General features: G+C 73.0%; 13 protein-coding genes. 8 read left to right on the forward strand and 5 right to left on the reverse strand.

Annotated elements, in window-relative coordinates; translation table 11 throughout:
* Positions 1-535 precede the first annotated feature (535 nt).
* Entirely contained in the window at positions 536-1,336 is an 801-nt protein-coding gene (locus FDP22_RS18015) for an IclR family transcriptional regulator (RefSeq protein ID WP_138574002.1), read from the reverse strand.
* A 318-nt stretch (positions 1,337-1,654) separates the two neighbouring features.
* On the opposite strand from FDP22_RS18015, the gene FDP22_RS18020 reads away from it, so the two are divergent.
* From FDP22_RS18020 to FDP22_RS18030, 3 genes are all read left to right on the forward strand, one after another.
* A complete protein-coding gene (locus tag FDP22_RS18020) occupies positions 1,655-2,581 on the forward strand; it encodes a 2-dehydro-3-deoxygalactonokinase (RefSeq protein WP_138574000.1) in 927 nt (308 codons plus the stop codon).
* Positions 2,582-2,584: 3 nt separating this feature from the next.
* Positions 2,585-3,220, forward strand: a complete 636-nt coding sequence (locus FDP22_RS18025) for a 2-dehydro-3-deoxy-6-phosphogalactonate aldolase (RefSeq protein ID WP_138573998.1) — start codon at positions 2,585-2,587, stop codon at positions 3,218-3,220.
* A gap of 658 nt (positions 3,221-3,878) precedes the next feature.
* Positions 3,879-4,541: a flavin reductase family protein gene (locus tag FDP22_RS18030; RefSeq protein ID WP_138573996.1), complete on the forward strand. Its 663-nt coding sequence runs from the start codon at positions 3,879-3,881 to the stop codon at positions 4,539-4,541.
* Between the two features lie 216 nt (positions 4,542-4,757).
* On the opposite strand, the gene FDP22_RS18040 is transcribed toward FDP22_RS18030, so the two are convergent.
* The 3 genes from FDP22_RS18040 to FDP22_RS18050 all read right to left on the reverse strand — a co-directional run bounded on the left by FDP22_RS18040 (position 4,758) and on the right by FDP22_RS18050 (position 8,495).
* Positions 4,758-5,810, reverse strand: coding sequence for an ABC transporter substrate-binding protein (locus FDP22_RS18040; RefSeq protein WP_239031977.1), 1,053 nt, complete (start codon positions 5,808-5,810; stop codon positions 4,758-4,760).
* 605 nt (positions 5,811-6,415) lie between these two features.
* Positions 6,416-7,831, reverse strand: coding sequence for a sensor histidine kinase (locus tag FDP22_RS18045; protein ID WP_239031999.1), 1,416 nt, complete (start codon positions 7,829-7,831; stop codon positions 6,416-6,418).
* A complete protein-coding gene (locus FDP22_RS18050) occupies positions 7,824-8,495 on the reverse strand; it encodes a response regulator transcription factor (protein ID WP_138573992.1) in 672 nt (223 codons plus the stop codon). The genes FDP22_RS18045 and FDP22_RS18050 overlap by 8 nt, the downstream gene beginning before the upstream one ends.
* Before the next feature lie 284 nt (positions 8,496-8,779).
* Here FDP22_RS18050 and FDP22_RS18055 point away from each other — a divergent pair, with 284 nt between their 5' ends.
* The 3 genes from FDP22_RS18055 to FDP22_RS18065 all read left to right on the forward strand — a co-directional run bounded on the left by FDP22_RS18055 (position 8,780) and on the right by FDP22_RS18065 (position 11,851).
* A complete protein-coding gene (locus FDP22_RS18055) occupies positions 8,780-9,769 on the forward strand; it encodes a Bug family tripartite tricarboxylate transporter substrate binding protein (RefSeq protein WP_170317784.1) in 990 nt (329 codons plus the stop codon).
* Between the two features lie 96 nt (positions 9,770-9,865).
* Positions 9,866-10,297 (forward strand): tripartite tricarboxylate transporter TctB family protein, encoded by a 432-nt coding sequence (locus FDP22_RS18060; RefSeq protein ID WP_138573990.1) that lies wholly within the window; start codon positions 9,866-9,868, stop codon positions 10,295-10,297.
* Positions 10,298-10,309: 12 nt separating this feature from the next.
* Positions 10,310-11,851, forward strand: a complete 1,542-nt coding sequence (locus tag FDP22_RS18065; protein ID WP_138573988.1) for a tripartite tricarboxylate transporter permease — start codon at positions 10,310-10,312, stop codon at positions 11,849-11,851.
* 305 nt (positions 11,852-12,156) lie between these two features.
* On the opposite strand, the gene FDP22_RS18070 is transcribed toward FDP22_RS18065, so the two are convergent.
* Positions 12,157-12,831: an exopolysaccharide biosynthesis protein gene (locus tag FDP22_RS18070; RefSeq protein ID WP_170317785.1), complete on the reverse strand. Its 675-nt coding sequence runs from the start codon at positions 12,829-12,831 to the stop codon at positions 12,157-12,159.
* A gap of 777 nt (positions 12,832-13,608) precedes the next feature.
* Between FDP22_RS18070 and FDP22_RS18080 the strand changes: the two genes are divergently transcribed.
* Together FDP22_RS18080 and FDP22_RS18085 are read left to right on the forward strand one after the other, a co-directional pair.
* Positions 13,609-14,835, forward strand: a complete 1,227-nt coding sequence (locus FDP22_RS18080) for an efflux RND transporter periplasmic adaptor subunit (protein ID WP_138573984.1) — start codon at positions 13,609-13,611, stop codon at positions 14,833-14,835.
* 3 nt (positions 14,836-14,838) lie between these two features.
* A complete protein-coding gene (locus FDP22_RS18085; RefSeq protein ID WP_138573982.1) occupies positions 14,839-16,809 on the forward strand; it encodes a MacB family efflux pump subunit in 1,971 nt (656 codons plus the stop codon).
* Positions 16,810-16,890 lie beyond the last annotated feature (81 nt).

Genomic DNA, 16,890 nt, shown 5'->3' on the forward strand with positions numbered 1-16,890 from the left:
CACCCCGATGTCCAGAGGCGCCCCGGCCCGACGCGCCCCGGCGATGACGAGATCGAATTCCATGCGGCTCCCCCTGCTGCCCGCCCCCTTGATGGCACGGCCGCGCGCGGTGAGAAAGCCCCGGCCGCGCAGGCAGGTCCCCGCCCGACGGAGAGCGGAGCGCATCGGTCTTCCAGCCTGCACCCAGCAACAGTGCGGGAGGGGATACGCGCGGCAGCGGGACGTCAGGCCGCGCCGACGGACCGCGGGGCGTGGTGCGCCGGACGGCGGGCGCATCGGGCCCCGCGTGCATCGCCGTCGCACTGCGGGAGGGGCGCCGGGGACAGGGCGATGCACCGCCCGGCGGCGGGGCGCGCTGGTGCGTCGCCGGTGGGGGCGGAGGCAGTGGCGGGCTCTGCTGCGGCGGGGCGCTCGATACAGAGGGCGCGCTGCGCGGGCGCAGGATGCCGGGAGCAGGAGCGCCCGGCGGCCGGGCCGGGACACCGGATCGCGCGGATGCGGGAGGCGCCGGGGCGGCGCCGCGGAGCCGGATCGTTCAGGCGCGGGGGCCGAGGCGGGCGCGCAGTTCCTCGGTCACCTCGGTGGCGGCCTCGCGCACCAGGCGGGCCCAGAGCTGCATGCGGCCCTCGTCGGCGCGGAAGATCGGCCCGGTGACGGAGAGGCCCGCCGCCCGGCTGCGCCCCGAGGAGGGGATGGGCGCGGCCACGCAGCGGATGCCGGGGCCATGTTCCTCGCGGTCGAAGGCCACGCCCTCCGCCCGCACGCGGGCCAGTTCCTCCAGCAGCGGGCCGGGCCCGGTGTGGGTGTTGCCGGTGAAGCGCTCGAAGTCGAGGCGCGCGACCACGGCCGCGACCTCCTCCGCGTCGAGGGTGGAGAGCGCGGCCTTGCCCACGCCGGTGCAATGCAGGGGGGCGGTGTTGCCGATCTGGGAATGCATCCGCACCGCCTTCCGGCTCTCGACCTTGTCGAGATAGACCATCGAATCGCCGCTGAGCACCGCGAGATGCACGGTCTCGCCGGTGGCGTCGTGAAGGCGGCGCAGGTAGGGCTCGGCCACGGCGCGGAAGGCGTTCTCCGCCCAGGCGCGCGAGGCGAATTTCAGCAGCCGCAGCCCCAGGGAGTAGGAGTGCCCGCGGTCGATGGTCACCAGCCCCTCGGCGGCGAGATTGGTCAGCTGCCGGTGCAGGGTGCCGCGCGGCTGGCCGGAGACGTTCAGAATGTCGGTGAAGCGCATCGGCCCTTCGGCCGAGGCAATGATCTCGAGCACGTCGACGGCCTTGCCGAGGGTTCCGGTCTGCCTCTCCGAGCCGAATTCGCCCGGTATGCGTCGTCCCATCGTCGCCCCACCCCCGTTTGCGGACCGCCCGGTCCAGCAGCCCCCACCACCTGCCCGTGCGCCCCGCCGAAACGCGTCCTCGCAGACCGCGCCTCCCGGGCGGAGCCAGGCTGCGCGGACATCGCGCGCCCCCGGGCCAGGGCCCCGACACGCGCCCGGTCGCTTGACAGGCACCACACGGGCTTTCTATCGTTCCGGATAACAGAAGTCAATTCCGGATAGTGGAACTCCCCGACGGGCGATTCCTCCGGGCGAAGGGACAGCGACCATGGTGAGGGCAGGCAGCGGGCTGACGCAAGCGGCACGGGGCGAGACGGCATGAGCGGGGCGTTCTGCGCCGCGGTGGACTGGGGCACCTCGAGCTTCCGGCTCTGGCTGCTGGACGCGTCCGGCGCGCCGCTGGCCGAGCGCCGCAGCGACCAGGGCATGTCCGGGCTCACCGGCGGCGGCTTCGGCACGGTGCTGGAGAGCCACCTCGCGGCGCTCTCCGCGCCCGCGGACCTGCCGGTGGTGGTCTGCGGCATGGCCGGGGCACGGCAGGGCTGGATCGAGGCACCCTATGTCGACACGCCGGCCGCGCTGGACAGGGTGGCGGACCACTGCGTGCGCCCGGAGCACGCGGCGCGCGAGGTGCGCATCCTGCCCGGCGTCGCGCAGCGCGACCCGGCCGCGCCGGACGTGATGCGCGGTGAGGAGACCCAGCTTCTGGGCGCCTTCGCCGGGCAGGACGGCGCCGGGCTCGCCTGCATGCCCGGCACGCATTCCAAGTGGGTACGGCTGTCGGGCACCCGGATCGACGGTTTCTCCACCGTGATGACCGGCGAGATGTTCGCCGCCCTGGGGCATCACACCATCCTCTCGCATTCGCTCGCGGAGCCCGAGGGCGAGGCGGCCGCGGCGGCCTTCGCGGCGGCGGTCCGGCGGGCGCTGGCCCGCCCGGAGGCCCTGGTGTCGGAGTTCTTCCGCATCCGCGCCGGCGGCCTGCTGGGCTTCGCCGCGCCGGGCACGGGCGGTGGCACGCTTTCCGGCCTGCTGATCGGCGCGGAGATCGCCGCCGCCCGGGCACTGGCCGGCCTGCCGGAGGAGGTGACGCTGATCGCCTCCGGCGCGATCGCGGAGCGTTATGGCACGGCACTTGCCCTTGCCGGCTGCACCACCCGGCGCATAGATGCAGACGGGGCCGCGCGGGCGGGGCTCTTTGCCGCCGCCACGCGCCTGTGGCCCACCCGGAACCGGAGAGACTGAAGCATGACCCAGAGCACCCCCTGGCCCGCGCCCCGGCGCCCGCTTGTCGCCATCCTGCGCGGCGTCGGCCCGCAGGAGATCGAGGGCATCGCCGCCGCGCTGATCGAGGCCGGGTTCGAGGCGCTGGAAGTGCCGCTGAATTCGCCGGACCCGTTCCGCTCCATCGAGCTGGCCCGGCGTCTCGCGCCCGACACTTGCCTCGTCGGCGCGGGCACGGTGCTGGAGCCGGCGCAGGTGGACCGGCTGCACGGCGCCGGCGGCACCCTGGTGGTGAGCCCGAACGTGGAGCCGGCGGTGATCCGCCGCGCCACCACGCTGGGCATGGTCACCATGCCCGGGGTGTTCACCATCACCGAGGCCTTCACGGCACTGAAGGCCGGGGCCTCGGCGCTGAAGTTCTTCCCCGCCAGCGTGCTGGGGCCCTCGGGCATCCGGGCGCTGCGCGCGGTGCTGCCGGCCGATGCGGTGGTGGGCGCGGTGGGCGGCGTGTCGGAGACCGATTTCGCGGCCTATGTGGCGGCCGGAACCGGCGCCTTCGGCCTCGGCTCCAGCCTCTACAAGCCGGGCTTCACCGCCGAGGAGGTGGGCGTGCGCGCCCGTGCCGCCGTGGCCGCCTGGGACGCCCTCTCCGAGGGCTGAGCCATCGGCGCGCCGGCCGGGTGCGCCTGCGCCGGCGGGCCGTGCGCCGGGAATGACGGCCAAGGCAAGGCCACGGACGGATTCGGCCCCCCGCCGGGTTCGCGCGCTCGGGAGCCCGCGCGCCCGGGCGGAGGGCCGTGCGCCAGGCATGACAGCCGAAGGCGGGGCACGGACGGCTTCGGCCCGCCCGGGCCGGGTTCGCGCGTTCGGGAGCCCGCGCCCGGGCGGAGGGCTGTGCGCCAGGCATGACAGCCGAAGGCGGAACACGGACGGCTTCGGCCCGCCCCGCGCACCGGCCGGGTACGCTCGCCCGGGCGGAGTGCCCCGCTGGCGCTGTCGGATCGACGGGACCTTCCGGACGCAACCGGGCAGGCGGCCCGCCCGGGCATGGCCAGGGAGACCTGCTCCGGCCTCTCGTCAGCCTCCGTCCGTGGTGCAGGCTGCACCGCTGCACGCGCCGGCCGCGTGACGGGCCCGCTTCGGAGCCGCGACACTTTCGGGTCTGGATTGGATACGATCTTGACATCGTTTTGCATACACAGCACAAGCGGGTGGACAGAAACGCCCTCCGGCGCGCCCCTAGCGCCGCTCCGGGCGCGGCCGGTCTTCCGCAGTCCCGCGGCAGGTCGCCGCGTCGGGACAGACAGAAGGACCCGCCATGAGTGCAGACGCCCCGCGCCGCCGCTTCGACTTCGACACGCTGAGCCCGCTCGAGCGCTACAAGCTGCTCATCGGCTCGGTCGTGCCGCGCCCCATCGCCTGGGTGACCACGGTGGACCCGGAGGGCCGGGTGAACGCCGCGCCCTACAGTTTCTTCAACGTGCTGTCGCATGACCCGGCACTGCTGGCGCTCGGGGTGGAGAACCACGCCGACATGCGCCGCAAGGACACAAGCAACAACATCCGCCTCACCCAGGAATTCACCGTGAACATAGTGGACCACGCGCTGGTGGAGGCGATGAACGTCACCGCGGTGCCCTTCCCGCCGGAGGTGGACGAACTGGCCGCGGCCGGGCTCACCGCCGTTCCGGGCGCGCGCGTGGGCTGCCCCTACATCGCCGAGGCGCCGGTGGCGCTGGAGTGCCGCAACTACACCACGCTGTCCATCGGCCGCTCACGCGAGATCGTGCTGGGCGAGGTGCTGGCGATGCACATCCGCGCGGACCTGGTGAACGAGCGCCTGCACGTGGACCCGGCCGGGCTGGACGCGGTGGGCCGCCTGGGCGGACAGGGCTATTCCACCCTGCGTGACCGGTTCGACCTGCCCTCGATGAGCCTCGCGCGGTGGCAGGAAAGCCTCGCCGCGACCGAGGAGAGCTGAGCCCGGGGGCCTGCCATCTGTGGCGCTCAGCCGGGGGCAGCCACTGGCCACCTGCCGCAGGCGGCACTCGCCCGATAGGGGTCGCCTTCCGTCTGCCGTCTGCCGTCTGCCGTCTGCCGTCTGCCGTCTGCCGTCTGCCGTCTGCCGTCTGCCGTCTGCCGTCTGCCGTCTGCCGTCTGCCGTCTGCCGTCTGCCGTCTGCCGTCTGCCGGGAGGATCATTCCGTGCGCAGGTTGGCGCGCCAGCGTTCGGTGAACAGGGCCTTCTTCTGCCGGTCGGTGGCGGCGAGCAGGGCGGCGGAGAGCGGGATCAGCCGCAGGATGGAGGCGGCGCCGTCCGGCATGTCCAGATCCGCCTCCTCCGGGTCTCCGAAGCGCACGATCAGCCGGGAGCGGATGAGCGCGGCGCGCCCCGCGTCCGACAGCATGAAGTCCAGCAGGGCCGCCGCCGCGCGGCCATGCGGGGCCTGCCGCGGGATGAAGGCGGCGCGCGACAGCACCAGCGTATAGTCCTGCGGGGCGACCACCGCGAGGTCCGGGTTCTCCTCCGCGCGGGCCAGCGCGTAGGAGCCGAGGATGTTGTAGCCGATCAGCAGCCGCCCGGAGGCCACCGCGTCGGCGATCTCCAGCGAGCAGCAGGTGGCGATGGCCCCGGTGCGCCCGAAGGCCTCCAGCAGGCTGCCGAAGGTGGTGGCCTGCTGCGCATCGGCGAAGGCGAAGAGATAGCCCAGCCCGGAGGCCTCGATGTCATAGGTGCCCACCCGCCCGGCGAAGCGGGTGTTCGCCGGGCGCAGGAGGTCGATGAGGTCGAATCGCGAGCGCGGCGCCTCCTCGGGGGAGACCAGCCGGCGGTTGTAGATGATCACCGCCGGCTCACGCGTGACACCGAAGAGCTCGTTGCGCCAATTCTCCGCCAGCGGCAGGGCGGTGGTGGCCTCGGAGAGATGCGGTTGCGCGCAGCCGTCGTTCACCAGCTTCACCTGCTGGTCCACCGCCGAGCTGATGACGAGATCCGCCACCGGCGCCCGGCCGGCGCAGCCCGCCGCCGTCTCCGCCCCCAGCGGGTTCGAGCCCCATTGCTCATAGCGCACGCCCAGGTCGGCGCGGGTGGCGAGGAAGGCGCGCAGCAACGGCGCGAAGGCGCCGATGTCCGCCGCCCCGCGCACCACCAGCCAGCCCTCCGGCGGCGCCACGCCGAACTCGGCCACCGCCTCGGGCACCGAGGGCGTCGGCGCGCCCCGCCCGATCGGCCCGCGCGCCGCCTCCGGCACGGCGGCGTCCCGCGCCCCTCCGGCGTGCGGGCCATCAGGGGACGGGGCGGTGCCCCCCTCCCGTGCATCCTGCGGCGCTGCCGGACCCTGCTTGCCGCTTGGCGAGCCTTCCTCCCCTGCGTCTCGCGGCGCCACCGGGGCTTGCGTGCCGCGCGGGGCGGCGGCCTCACCCGCGCTTCGCGGCGCCGCCAAACCCTGCGTGCGGTTCGGCGAGCCCTCCTCCCGCGCGCCCTGCGGCGTTGCCGGGCCTTGCGTGCCGCTTGGCGAGCCTTCCTCCCCGGCGTCCCGCAGCGCCGCCGGGCCTTGCGCGGCGCGCGGCGCGGCGGCCTCACGCGCGCCGGTGGGGGGCGAGGCGCCCTGCCCTGCGGCGGGAGTGACGGGGGCCGCGACGCCCCGGGCCGGCAAAGCCGTCTCCTGCGCGGGACCCGGGCGCGGCAGGGCCCAGAGCAGGGCGGCGAGGCCGAGCGAGCAGGCGCGGAGTGTCCGGCCGAAAGTCATCCTGTTTCCCTTCGAAGGAGGCCAGGGGCCGCGCGCGCGCTCCCGTCGCGTGCCGCGGGGGCCACGGGCGCCGCCCGTTCCGGACACGCCGTCCGGACGGCGCGCGGTCATGCTCCGGCCTCCGGCGGGCCGGGCACGGCGGGCAGCACGAGCGCGGCTTCGAAACCGCCTTCGGCGCCCCGGGCGAAGGCCAGCCGGCCGGAATGCGCCCGCGCCACGGCATGCACGATGGCAAGGCCCAGGCCGGCGCCGTCCGGCGTGACACCGGCGGCGCGCGAGAAGCGGGCGCCGGCATCGCGCCAATGGTCCTCGGGCGGGCCGGCGCCACGATCTCGCACCCCGATGGTCGCGGTGCCGGGCGCCGCCGCGCTCACACGCAGGGTCACCGGCAGGATGCCGTGGCGGAAGGCGTTGTTCACCAGGTTCTTGCAGGCCTCGGTGAGCGAGAGCGCGTCGCCCTGCACCCAGACCGGGTCCTCCGGCAGATCGAGCGCGAGGTCCGCGCCGCTGGAGAACAGGTCGTGGTCGCTCTCCTCCGCGGTGCGGATCGCCACCGTGCGCAGGTCCGTGAGACCGGTGGGTTCCGCCTCCGCGCGGTGGATGATCAGCGCGTGGTTCAGGAGCTGGTTGGTGAGGCGCGAGAGGCCCACCGCCCGGTCGCGGATGCGCGCGACGACGGCGCGCATCTTCTCCGGGTCCTCCTCCTCGGCGGCAAGCTCGGCCAGCGCGCGCAGCGCCGCGACCGGGGTGCGCACCTGGTGGGAGGCATCCGCGATGAGGCTGCGCATGCCCCGCACCTGGTCGTCCAGCCGGGCCATGAAGCGGTTGATGGCGGTGACGATGATCGCGGTCTCGCGCGGCAGGTCCACCTTCAGCGGGGTGAGGTCGCGCGGGTCGCGCCGCGACAGGGCGTCCTCGATGCGGCGCAGCGGGCGCAGGGCGGAGCGGATGGCGAAGATGGCGAGGCCGACCATCAGCACCCCGGCCACCCCCAGCACCAGCAGCGCCTTGCTGGTGATGTCCCAGGCCAGCGCGTCGCGCGCGCGCATCGTGTGGCCGATGATCACGTCGATGGTGCCGGAGAAGGCGCGCTCGGCGAAGCGGCGGCGCACGGAGACGTAGCGCGCGCGCTCGCCGCGGAACTCGCCGTTGTAGAACACCGTGTCGGCCTCCGCCCGCGGCGGGCGGGCAACCTCGTCGTAGCCGGTGAGGGTGGCGCCGTCCGGGCCCACCACCCGCCAGGCCACCCGGTCCTCCGGCGCCAGCGCCATCAGCTCGAAGGCCGGGACGGGGATGTCCACGATCACCGTGCCGTCCTGGATGCGGATCGCCGCGGCGATCTGGTTCGCCGCCCCGACCAGCAGCCGGTCGAAGGCCTCGTGCGCCGCATCCCGCCCGTAGGCCAGCGCGGCGAAGGTGACCATCACCCCGCCGCCCGACAGGATGAGCGCGATCGCCAGCGCGAGCCGGGTGCCGATGGAGGACACCCGGGGGCGCAGCGTCAGGGGGGCGGCCTCACGCATCCGCGACAAGCTGGTATCCCAGCCCGCGCAGGGTGCGGATCGACACCCGGCTGCCCTCGATCTTGCGCCGCACCCGGGCGACGTAGATCTCGATGGCGGTGAGGCCCACCTCCTCCTCGTCGAAGGGGAACATGCGCTCGAAGATGCGCTCCTTCGACATCACCCGGCCGCGGTTCGCGATCAGCACCTCGAACAGGCTCAGCTCGCGGCGGGTGAGCGCCACGGGCCGGCCGGCCGCGGTGAGGGTGCGGCCCGCGGGGTCGAAGGCGAGGTCGCCGAAGGTGATCTCGCCGCCGCGGTCCGGGGTGGCGCGGCGGGCCAGCGCGCGCACCCGCGCCTCCAGCTCGCGCAGGTCGAACGGCTTCACGAGGTAGTCGTCCGCGCCGATGTCGAGGGCGGCGATGCGGTCCTCCACCTCGAAGCGGGCGGTGAGCATGAGCACCGGTGTCGCGTCGCGCCGGCCGCGCATGTCGCGCAGCAGCTCGGTGCCGGAGCCGTCGGGGAGGTTTATGTCCAGGATCGCGACATCGTAATCCTGCACGGCCAGCGCGTCGCGGGCCTGCGCGAGGGTGCCGGCATGGTCCACGGCGGCACCGCGCCGCGCGAGGCTGGCAACGATGGCCTCGGCGACGTCCCTTGTATCCTCGAGAAGCAATACGCGCATCTGGCTCCTCCGCGCCTCATGGGCGGCCTGGCGGGCGGTGACCATAGACCAGAGCTGACGGCAGGTGAAGCTGAACACATTCCGTTCTGAAAGGTTGGCGAAAGCTTTGCGCGATACCCGCTCTGGTCCCGGCTCCGCGCTGTGATGTCGCGGGGCCCGCGGCCCGGGCGGCCGGGGGGACTTCCCCGCACCGCGCCCGAAGCCGCCCCCCGCGAAGCGCAGACCGCGCTTCGGCCTGCGCCTGCGCCTACGCCTGCAAACGAGAAAACAAACGGAGGATCCCGATGTTTACTTCGCCTTTCCTGCGCCGCAGCCTTGCCGCGTTCGCCGTGCTGTGTTCCGCCACGGCCCCTTCCCTCGCCTTCGAGCCGTCCAATGCCGAGTGCATCGCCCCCGCGAACCCGGGCGGCGGCTGGGACTTCACCTGCCGCCAGGTCGGCAAGGCCATGCAGGACCTCGGCCTCGTGCCCGGCACGGTTCAGGTGACCAACATTTCCGGCGGCGGCGGCGGCGTGGCCTATTCCGCGGTGGTGACCAAGCGCAACGATGATTCCGACCTGATCGTCGCCGCCTCCTCGGCCACCTCCACCCGCCTCGCCCAGGGCGCCTACCCGGGCAACACCATGGACCAGGTCCGCTGGCTCGCCTCCGTGGGCGCGGATTACGGCATCATCGCCGTGGCCAAGGACAGCAAGATCACCACGCTTCCCGAGCTGATGGACATGATCAAGGCCGACCCGCGCTCGGTGGCCGTGTCCGGCGGCTCCGCCGTGGGCGGCTGGGACCACCTGAAGGTGCTGATGGCCGCGCGCGCCGCCGGCATCCAGGATGTCCGCTCCATCAAGTACGTGGCCTTCAACGGCGGCGGCGAGGCGGTGACCCAGCTTCTGGCCGGCTCCGTGCAGGCCTTCACCGGCGACGCCTCGGAGGCCAAGGGCTTCGTGGATTCCGGTGACATCAAGGTGATCGCGGTGCTGGCGCCGGAGCGGCTGGAGGGCGACTTCGCCTCCTTCCCGACGGCGAAGGAGCAGGGGATCGACGTTGTCGGCGCCAACTGGCGCGGCTTCTACGCCCCGGGCGGCATGTCCGACGAGGCCTACGACTACTGGGTCGACGCGATCGGCAAGGTCTACGATTCCGAGGAGTGGAAGCAGACCATGGCCAACAGCGGCCTCGCCCCGCTCGACCTGCGCGGCAAGGCGTTCGAGGAGTTCGTGGCCGAGTCCGTGTCCTCGATCTCCGACATCTCCCGCGAAATCGGCCTGATCAAGTGATCGGCCGGCGGCGGGCGCGCCCCTCCCCTGCCGAAGCGGCGGGAGCAGGCGGGGCGCCCGCCGCCGCTTCGCGGACAGATCCACGGGAGACCCATCATGAGTGAACGCATCTTCGGCGGCATCGGCCTCGCGCTCGCCGTCTTCTTCGTCTGGCAGGCCCGGCTCATCGAACTGAGCTTCATCTCCGATCCGGTGGGACCGCGGACCTTCCCCATCATCATCGGCGTGCTGCTGGGCCTCTCCAGCCTCGTCATCCTGCTCAAGCCCGACGTGGGGCCGCAGTGGCCCAGCCTGGCGCGGCTGTTCGAGATCGCCATGTCCGTGGCGGTGATGGTCGCCTATGCCGTGCTGCTGCCGGAACTGGGCTTTCTCATCGCCACCGCGCTGGCCTCCGCCTTCCTCACCTGGCGGCTGGGCACCGCGCCGCTCTGGTCGCTGGTCGTGGGGGTGAGCACCTCGGTGGGCATCTACGTGATCTTCCATCTCATCCTCGGGCTGTCGCTGGCCCGCGGCCCGCTCGGCTTCTGAGGAGAGACCGTCATGGACACCCTTGCCTCCCTCGGCGACGGCTTTCTCGTCGCCCTCACCTGGCAGAACATGTTTCTGGCGCTGGTGGGCTGCTTCCTCGGCACCATCATGGGCGCGCTGCCGGGCCTCGGGCCCTCGAACGGCGTCGCCATCCTCATCCCGCTGGCCTTCACGCTGGGCCTGCCGGCCACGCCGGCGCTGATCCTGCTCACCTCGGTCTATTACGGGGCGATGTACGGCGGGCGCATCTCCTCCATCCTGCTCAACATCCCCGGGGACGAACCGGCGCTGATGACCACGCTGGACGGCTACCCCATGGCCCAGGCCGGACGGGCGGGCGAGGCGCTGGCCCTCTCGGGCATCGCCTCCTTCGTGGGTGCGTTCTTCGCCACCTGGGGGCTGGTGTTCCTCGCCCCGCAGCTGGTGAAACTGGCACTCCTGTTCGGGCCGGCGGAGTATTTCGCGCTCTTCACCCTCGCCTTCGCCACGCTGGGCGGCATCTCCTCCAAGAACCAGGCCAAGGCGGCCTTCGCGGCGGCCCTCGGCCTCGGCATCGCCATGGTGGGCGTCGACGGGCAGACCGGCGTGCCGCGCTTCTCCTTCGGCGAGGTCCATCTCTATGACGGGATCGACTTCCTCGTCGCCATCGTCGGGCTGTTCGCCCTCTCCGAAGTATTCATCTTCCTCGAACATCGCGGTGAGGACGAGGGCTCGAAGAAGGCGAAGGGCATCGGCATCGGCCGCATCACGCCCTCGCTGTCGATGCTGGCGCAGTGCACGCCCACCATGCTGCGCGCCTCGGTGATCGGCTTCGTGGCCGGCGTGCTGCCGGGGGCGGGCGCCTCGCTCGGCTCGTTCATCTCCTACTCGCTGGAGAAGAAGATGGTGGACCGCAAGGGCACCTTCGGCACGGGCGACCCGCGCGGCGTGGCGGCCCCCGAAGCCGGCAACAACGCCGCCGCCGGCGGCGCGCTGGTGCCGATGCTGGCGCTCGGCGTGCCGGGCTCGGGCACCACGGCGGTGCTGCTCGCCATGCTTCTGGCGCTCAACATCACCCCCGGGCCGCTCCTGTTCAGCCAGAACCCGGACGTGGTCTGGGGCCTGATCGCGGCGCTGTTCATCGCCAACTTCATGCTGCTGGCGCTGAACATCCCGATGGTGGGCATGTTCGTGCGGGTGCTGCTGATCCCGCCGCGCATCCTGATGCCGATCGTGGCCATGGTGTCCTTCGTGGGCATCTACGGCATCTCCGGCTCCAGCTTCGACCTGCTGGTGATGGTGATCTTCGGCGTGCTGGGCTGGGTGCTGCGCAAGTTCGACGTGCCGCTGGTGCCGATCATCCTGGGCATCCTGCTCGGCAATGACATGGAGGCGAACCTGCGCCGCGCGATGACCATCTCCGACGGGGACTGGAGCGTGCTGGTCGCCTCGCCGCTCTCCATCGTGCTGTGGACCATCGCGGTGGTGGGCTTCGTGTTGCCCATCGTCTTCGGCGGGCTGCTGCGCCGGCGGATGACCATGCGCCGCGACGCGGAGAGCTCCACCTCCGACTGACCCCGGGCGCGGCGCCGGACACCCGGCGCCGCCCTGCCCCCCGCCGGGTGTCCGGCACGACACCGCGCAGCCCGGTCGGAGACCAGCGCGCGCGGTGCGGCGAGCGTCCGTTGCGCGACCGGATCCGGAGATCCCTGCCGCGCGGCCCCCGCCTCCATCCCGACCTGCCCCGGCCCGTGCCGCCCTGCTCCGGCGCCCCCGGAACCTGTGCTCCGCGGCGGTGCGGCCCCCCTCAGCCCGACATCCTGTCTCGCGGCCATGCCTCTGCACCCGCAGGAGGGCGCCGCGCCGTTGCGCGAACAGGCTCAGGCCAGCCCCAGTGCGCCCCAGAGCCAGGCCAGCACCTGCACGCCGAACACCACCACCAGCGCGGTCCACACCGCCGCCGCCAGGCTGAGCGCCAGCGCCACGACCACCGCCGCACCGTCACGGAAGGCGAAGGCGAGGCCGAAGACGATCACCGCCAGCGCGGGGGGCTGGTTACCGAACGGGATCGGCAGCAGGATCATCACCCCCAGCGCCAGCAGCACCAGCGAGAGCAGCCGCCGCGCCACGCGCCCGGTGAGCCGGCCCAGCCGCGGCCGCATCCGGCGTTCCACCCAGGCCAGCGCGCGCGCCGCCCGGCCGGACATCGCCGTCACCATCACCTGCGGCAGCGTGCGGCGGCGCAGCCAGGCCGGCAGGGTGAGCCGCTGCGCCCCGAACAGCAGTTGCAGCGCCGCGAGGCTGATCGCGGCGCCGAACAGCATGCCCACCGGCAGGCCCGGCGAGGGCAGCATGGCCGGGATGCCGAGCAGCGCCAGCAACAGCCCCACCCCGGCGGGGCCCATCCCGTCGACCACGGTGCCCACGCGCACGGAGCCATCGGCGCCGGCCGCCTCGCCCAGCCGCGACAGCCGCTCGGAAACCCCGCCGGGGGGAAAGCCGGCGGCCTCTCCGGCAGCGGCCGCGCCCTGTCCTGCGCCGGTGGGATGGTCCACGGAAGTCTCCTCATGATGACGGGTTGCGAGACAGCTAACCCGGCCGGACCCGCCTGCAAGGGGCGCGCGACGCCTTGCCGCCCGTGCGCCGCCCCCTGCGCCGCGCCCCGCCGCATCCGACAGCCTCCACGCGCACGCCGTGCCCCGCGACGCGGGACATCGCCCCCGGGACACGCCTCCTCCCTGCGGGCCGGGACGCGCTGCCGGCGCCCAGCCCCGTCCCTGTGCCGGCCTTTCCTGCGCCTGCCCTTCCTGCCCCTGCGCCCGCGCTTCCTGGCTCTGCGCCTGTGCCTATCCTTCCTGCCTCCCCGCCCGCCTTTTCTGCGCTTCTGCCGCTACGCCTGCCCCTCCTGCCACCGCCCGGCCTCTGCCGCTGCGCCACCCCCAGCGGCTGCACCTGCACCTGCCCCTGCCACTGCGCCGGCCTCCGCGCCTGTTCCTGCGCGATCCCTGCTCCCCGCGCAGGCGCAGGCGAGGCTGCCACCGAGGGCCATCGCGGGAGCGCGGCGGGCCGGGCCGCTGCCCTTCACGCGCTCTCGCATTGACTTGGCCCATGGGCGCACAATATCCGGTACCGGAGCGTTTCCTTTTTCCGCGCGCAGCCGTCCCGGGGCGCCGGAGCGACGGAATGCCCCTGCCGCCGCGTAGCAGGACACGTACGAACACACCCATCCGGCGCCCCTGCCGGGCCACCCCCGGGCCGGCCGGGGGCGGAACCGCCGGATACCAGCGTTGAAACCGCGCCCCTCACCGGGGGGCGCGCAGGAGGTCTTCCTCATGAATGCACGCCCGACCCCCCGCCGCCGGCGCCGGCTGGTGCCGCTCCTGCTGCTGGCCGCCCTGCTGGGCGGCATCGGCTGGTACGTGAAGGCGCAGGTCTTCACCGAGGCGAGCCCCACGGTGATGAGCGCGCCTGTCACCCGCGGCGACCTGGAGCAGACGGTGCTGGCCACCGGCATCCTCAAGCCGGTGAAGCTGGTGGCGGTGGGCGCGCAGGTGTCCGGCCAGATCACCGCGCTGGACGTGCGCCTCGGCCAGGAGGTGAAGGAGGGCGACCTGGTGGCCGAGATCGATTCGGTGACACAGGAGAACGCCCTGCGCACGGCGCAGGCCCAGCTTGCCAATGTCCGGGCCCAGAAGGCGGAGGCGCAGGCCACGCTGAAGCTGGCGCGGAGCACCCTCGCCCGGCAGCAGAAGATGGTGAAGGCCCGCACCGGCTCGCAGGCCGACCTCGACAGCGCGGAGGCCGACGTGAGCACCGCCGGAGCACAGATCGCCGCGCTGGAGGCGCAGATCGAGGAGGCGGAGGTCGCCGTCTCCACCGCCCAGGCCAACCTCGACTACACCCGCATCACCGCGCCGATGGACGGCACCGTGCTCGCCATCGTCAGCCAGCAGGGCCAGACGGTGAACGCCGCGCAATCCACCCCGACCATCGTCATCCTCGGCCAGCTCGACACGATGACGGTGCGCGCGGAAATCTCGGAGGCCGACATCGTCAACGTGCACCCCGGCCAGCCCGTCTACTTCACCGTGCTGGGCGACCCGGGCACGCGCTATGACGCCACGCTCGCCTCCATCGAGCCTGCGCCGGAGTCCATCACCTCCGACAGCGCCATCAGCTCCTCCACCAGCGCAAGCTCCGGCAGCGCGAGCAGCAGTTCCTCGGCGATCTACTACAACGGCATCTTCGACGTGCCGAACCCGGAGGGTCGGCTGCGCACCTACATGACCGCGGAGGTGCACATCGTGCTCGGCGCGGCCGATGACGCGCTGCTGGTGCCGTCTTCGGCGCTGAGCGGCTCGGCGGCCGGCGGCTATTCCGTGCGCGTGCTCGGCCCCGGCGGCGGCATCGAGAGCCGGAGCGTGGAGGTGGGGCTCAACAACAAGATCCGCGCCGAGATCACCTCCGGGCTGCGGGAGGGAGAGCGCGTGGTCACCTCCGAGCTCACCAGCGCCAGCGCCATCACGCAAGGGCGCCGCGGCCCGCCGATGGGGCTCTGAACCATGTCCGAACCGCTCATCGTGCTCGAAGCGCTGCGGCGCAGCTTCCCCGCCGGCGAGGGCACCCTCACCGTGCTGAAGGACGTCGACCTGGAAATCCGCGCCGGCGAGATGGTGGCCATCGTGGGGGCCTCCGGCTCCGGCAAATCCACGCTGATGAACATCCTCGGCTGCCTGGACCGGCCCAGCTCCGGCAGCTACCGCATTTCCGGGCAGGAGATGGGCACGCTGGAGACCGACGCGCTGGCCGCCCTGCGGCGCGAGCATTTCGGCTTCATCTTCCAGCGCTACCACCTGCTCTCCGAGCTCACGGCGCAGGGGAACGTGGAGATCCCGGCCATCTACGCCGGCCGCCCGGCGGAGGAGCGCGAGGCCCGCGCCGCCGCCCTGCTGGCGCGGCTGGGCATGGCGGACAGGGCCGGCCACCGCCCGGGACAGCTCTCGGGCGGGCAGCAGCAGCGCGTCTCCATCGCCCGCGCCCTGATGAACGACGCGAAGGTGATCCTGGCGGACGAGCCCACCGGCGCGCTCGACACCCAAAGCGGAGAGGAGGTGCTGCGCATCCTCGAGGAGCTGAACCGCGAGGGGCGCACGGTGATCATCGTCACCCATGACATGGCGGTGGCAAACCGCGCGCAGCGCATCATCGAGATCCGCGACGGCGAGATCCTCTCCGACCGCCAGGTGGAGAAGCCCCTGCCCGGCGCGGCCGCGCCCGGCCCGGCGTCCGCCCCGCCCGCGGGCACGGCGGCGCGAAACCGCGCCGCGGCGGCGGCCGACCGGTTCCGCGAGGCCTTCCGCATGGCGCTGCTGGCGATGCAGGCGCACCGGCTGCGCACCTTCCTCACCATGCTGGGCATCATCATCGGCATCGCCTCGGTGGTCTGCGTGGTGGCGCTTGGCGAGGGTTCGCGGCAGAAGGTGCTGGCGAACATCTCCAGCCTGGGCACCAACACGCTGGAGATCTTCCCCGGCAAGGATTTCGGCGACCTGCGCTCCGGCCGCATCACCACGCTGGTGGTGGGCGATGCCACCGCGCTCGCCGCCCAGCCCTATGCCGCCGCCGTCACCCCCACCGTCTCCACCTCCAGCACCGCGCGCTACGGCGCCACGGAGGCGAGTGCGCTCCTCAACGGCGTGGGGGCGCAGTATTTCGAGGCGAAGGGGCTGGGGCTGCTGGAGGGCCGGCTGTTCGACACGGAGAGCGTGACCGCCCGCGCCCAGGACGCGGTGATCGACACCAACACCCGCGACACGCTGTTCACCGCCCCTGGCGAGAGTGCCATCGGCAAGGTGATCCTGCTCGGCACGGCACCGGTGCGGGTGATCGGGGTGGTCGAGGCCAGCCAGGGCGGGTTCGGCGGGTCGAACAACCTCGCCGTCTACCTGCCCTACACCACGGTGCAGGCCCGGTTCACCGGCGACTCCACCCTGCGCAGCATCACCCTGCGCGTGGCGGATGACACGGCGCCGGATCTCGCGGCGCAATCCGTCACCCGCCTGCTCACCCAGCGGCACGGCACGAAGGATTTCTTCATCCTCAACACCGACGACATCCGCGCCACCATCACCTCCACCACCGAGACGCTGACGCTGCTCATCGCGGCCATCGCGCTCATCTCGCTGCTGGTGGGCGGCATCGGGGTGATGAACATCATGCTGGTGTCGGTGTCCGAGCGCGTGGGCGAGATCGGGGTGCGCATGGCGGTCGGCGCGCGGCAGGGCGACATTCTGCAGCAGTTCCTCATCGAGGCGGTGCTGGTTTGCCTGATCGGCGGCGGGCTGGGCATCGGGCTGGCGCTCGGCTTCGGGGTGCTGTTCGACATGGCGGGCACCGGCTTCTCGCTGATCTACTCCGGGTCGACCATCGCGATGGCCTTCCTGTCCTCCAGCCTCATCGGGGTGGCCTTCGGCTACCTGCCGGCCCGCAACGCCTCGCAGCTCGACCCGGTGGCCGCCCTCAGCCGCAACTGAGGCAGCCGCCGGGGACGCCGCGAGATGTCCGGCGGGGCCGCAGCGAGGCCGGGCGGGAGCGCGGGCCAAGGGCGTTGCCCG

The organism is Paroceanicella profunda (genome assembly GCF_005887635.2).
In the GTDB taxonomy this organism is placed as follows: Bacteria; Pseudomonadota; Alphaproteobacteria; order Rhodobacterales; family Rhodobacteraceae; genus Paroceanicella; species Paroceanicella profunda.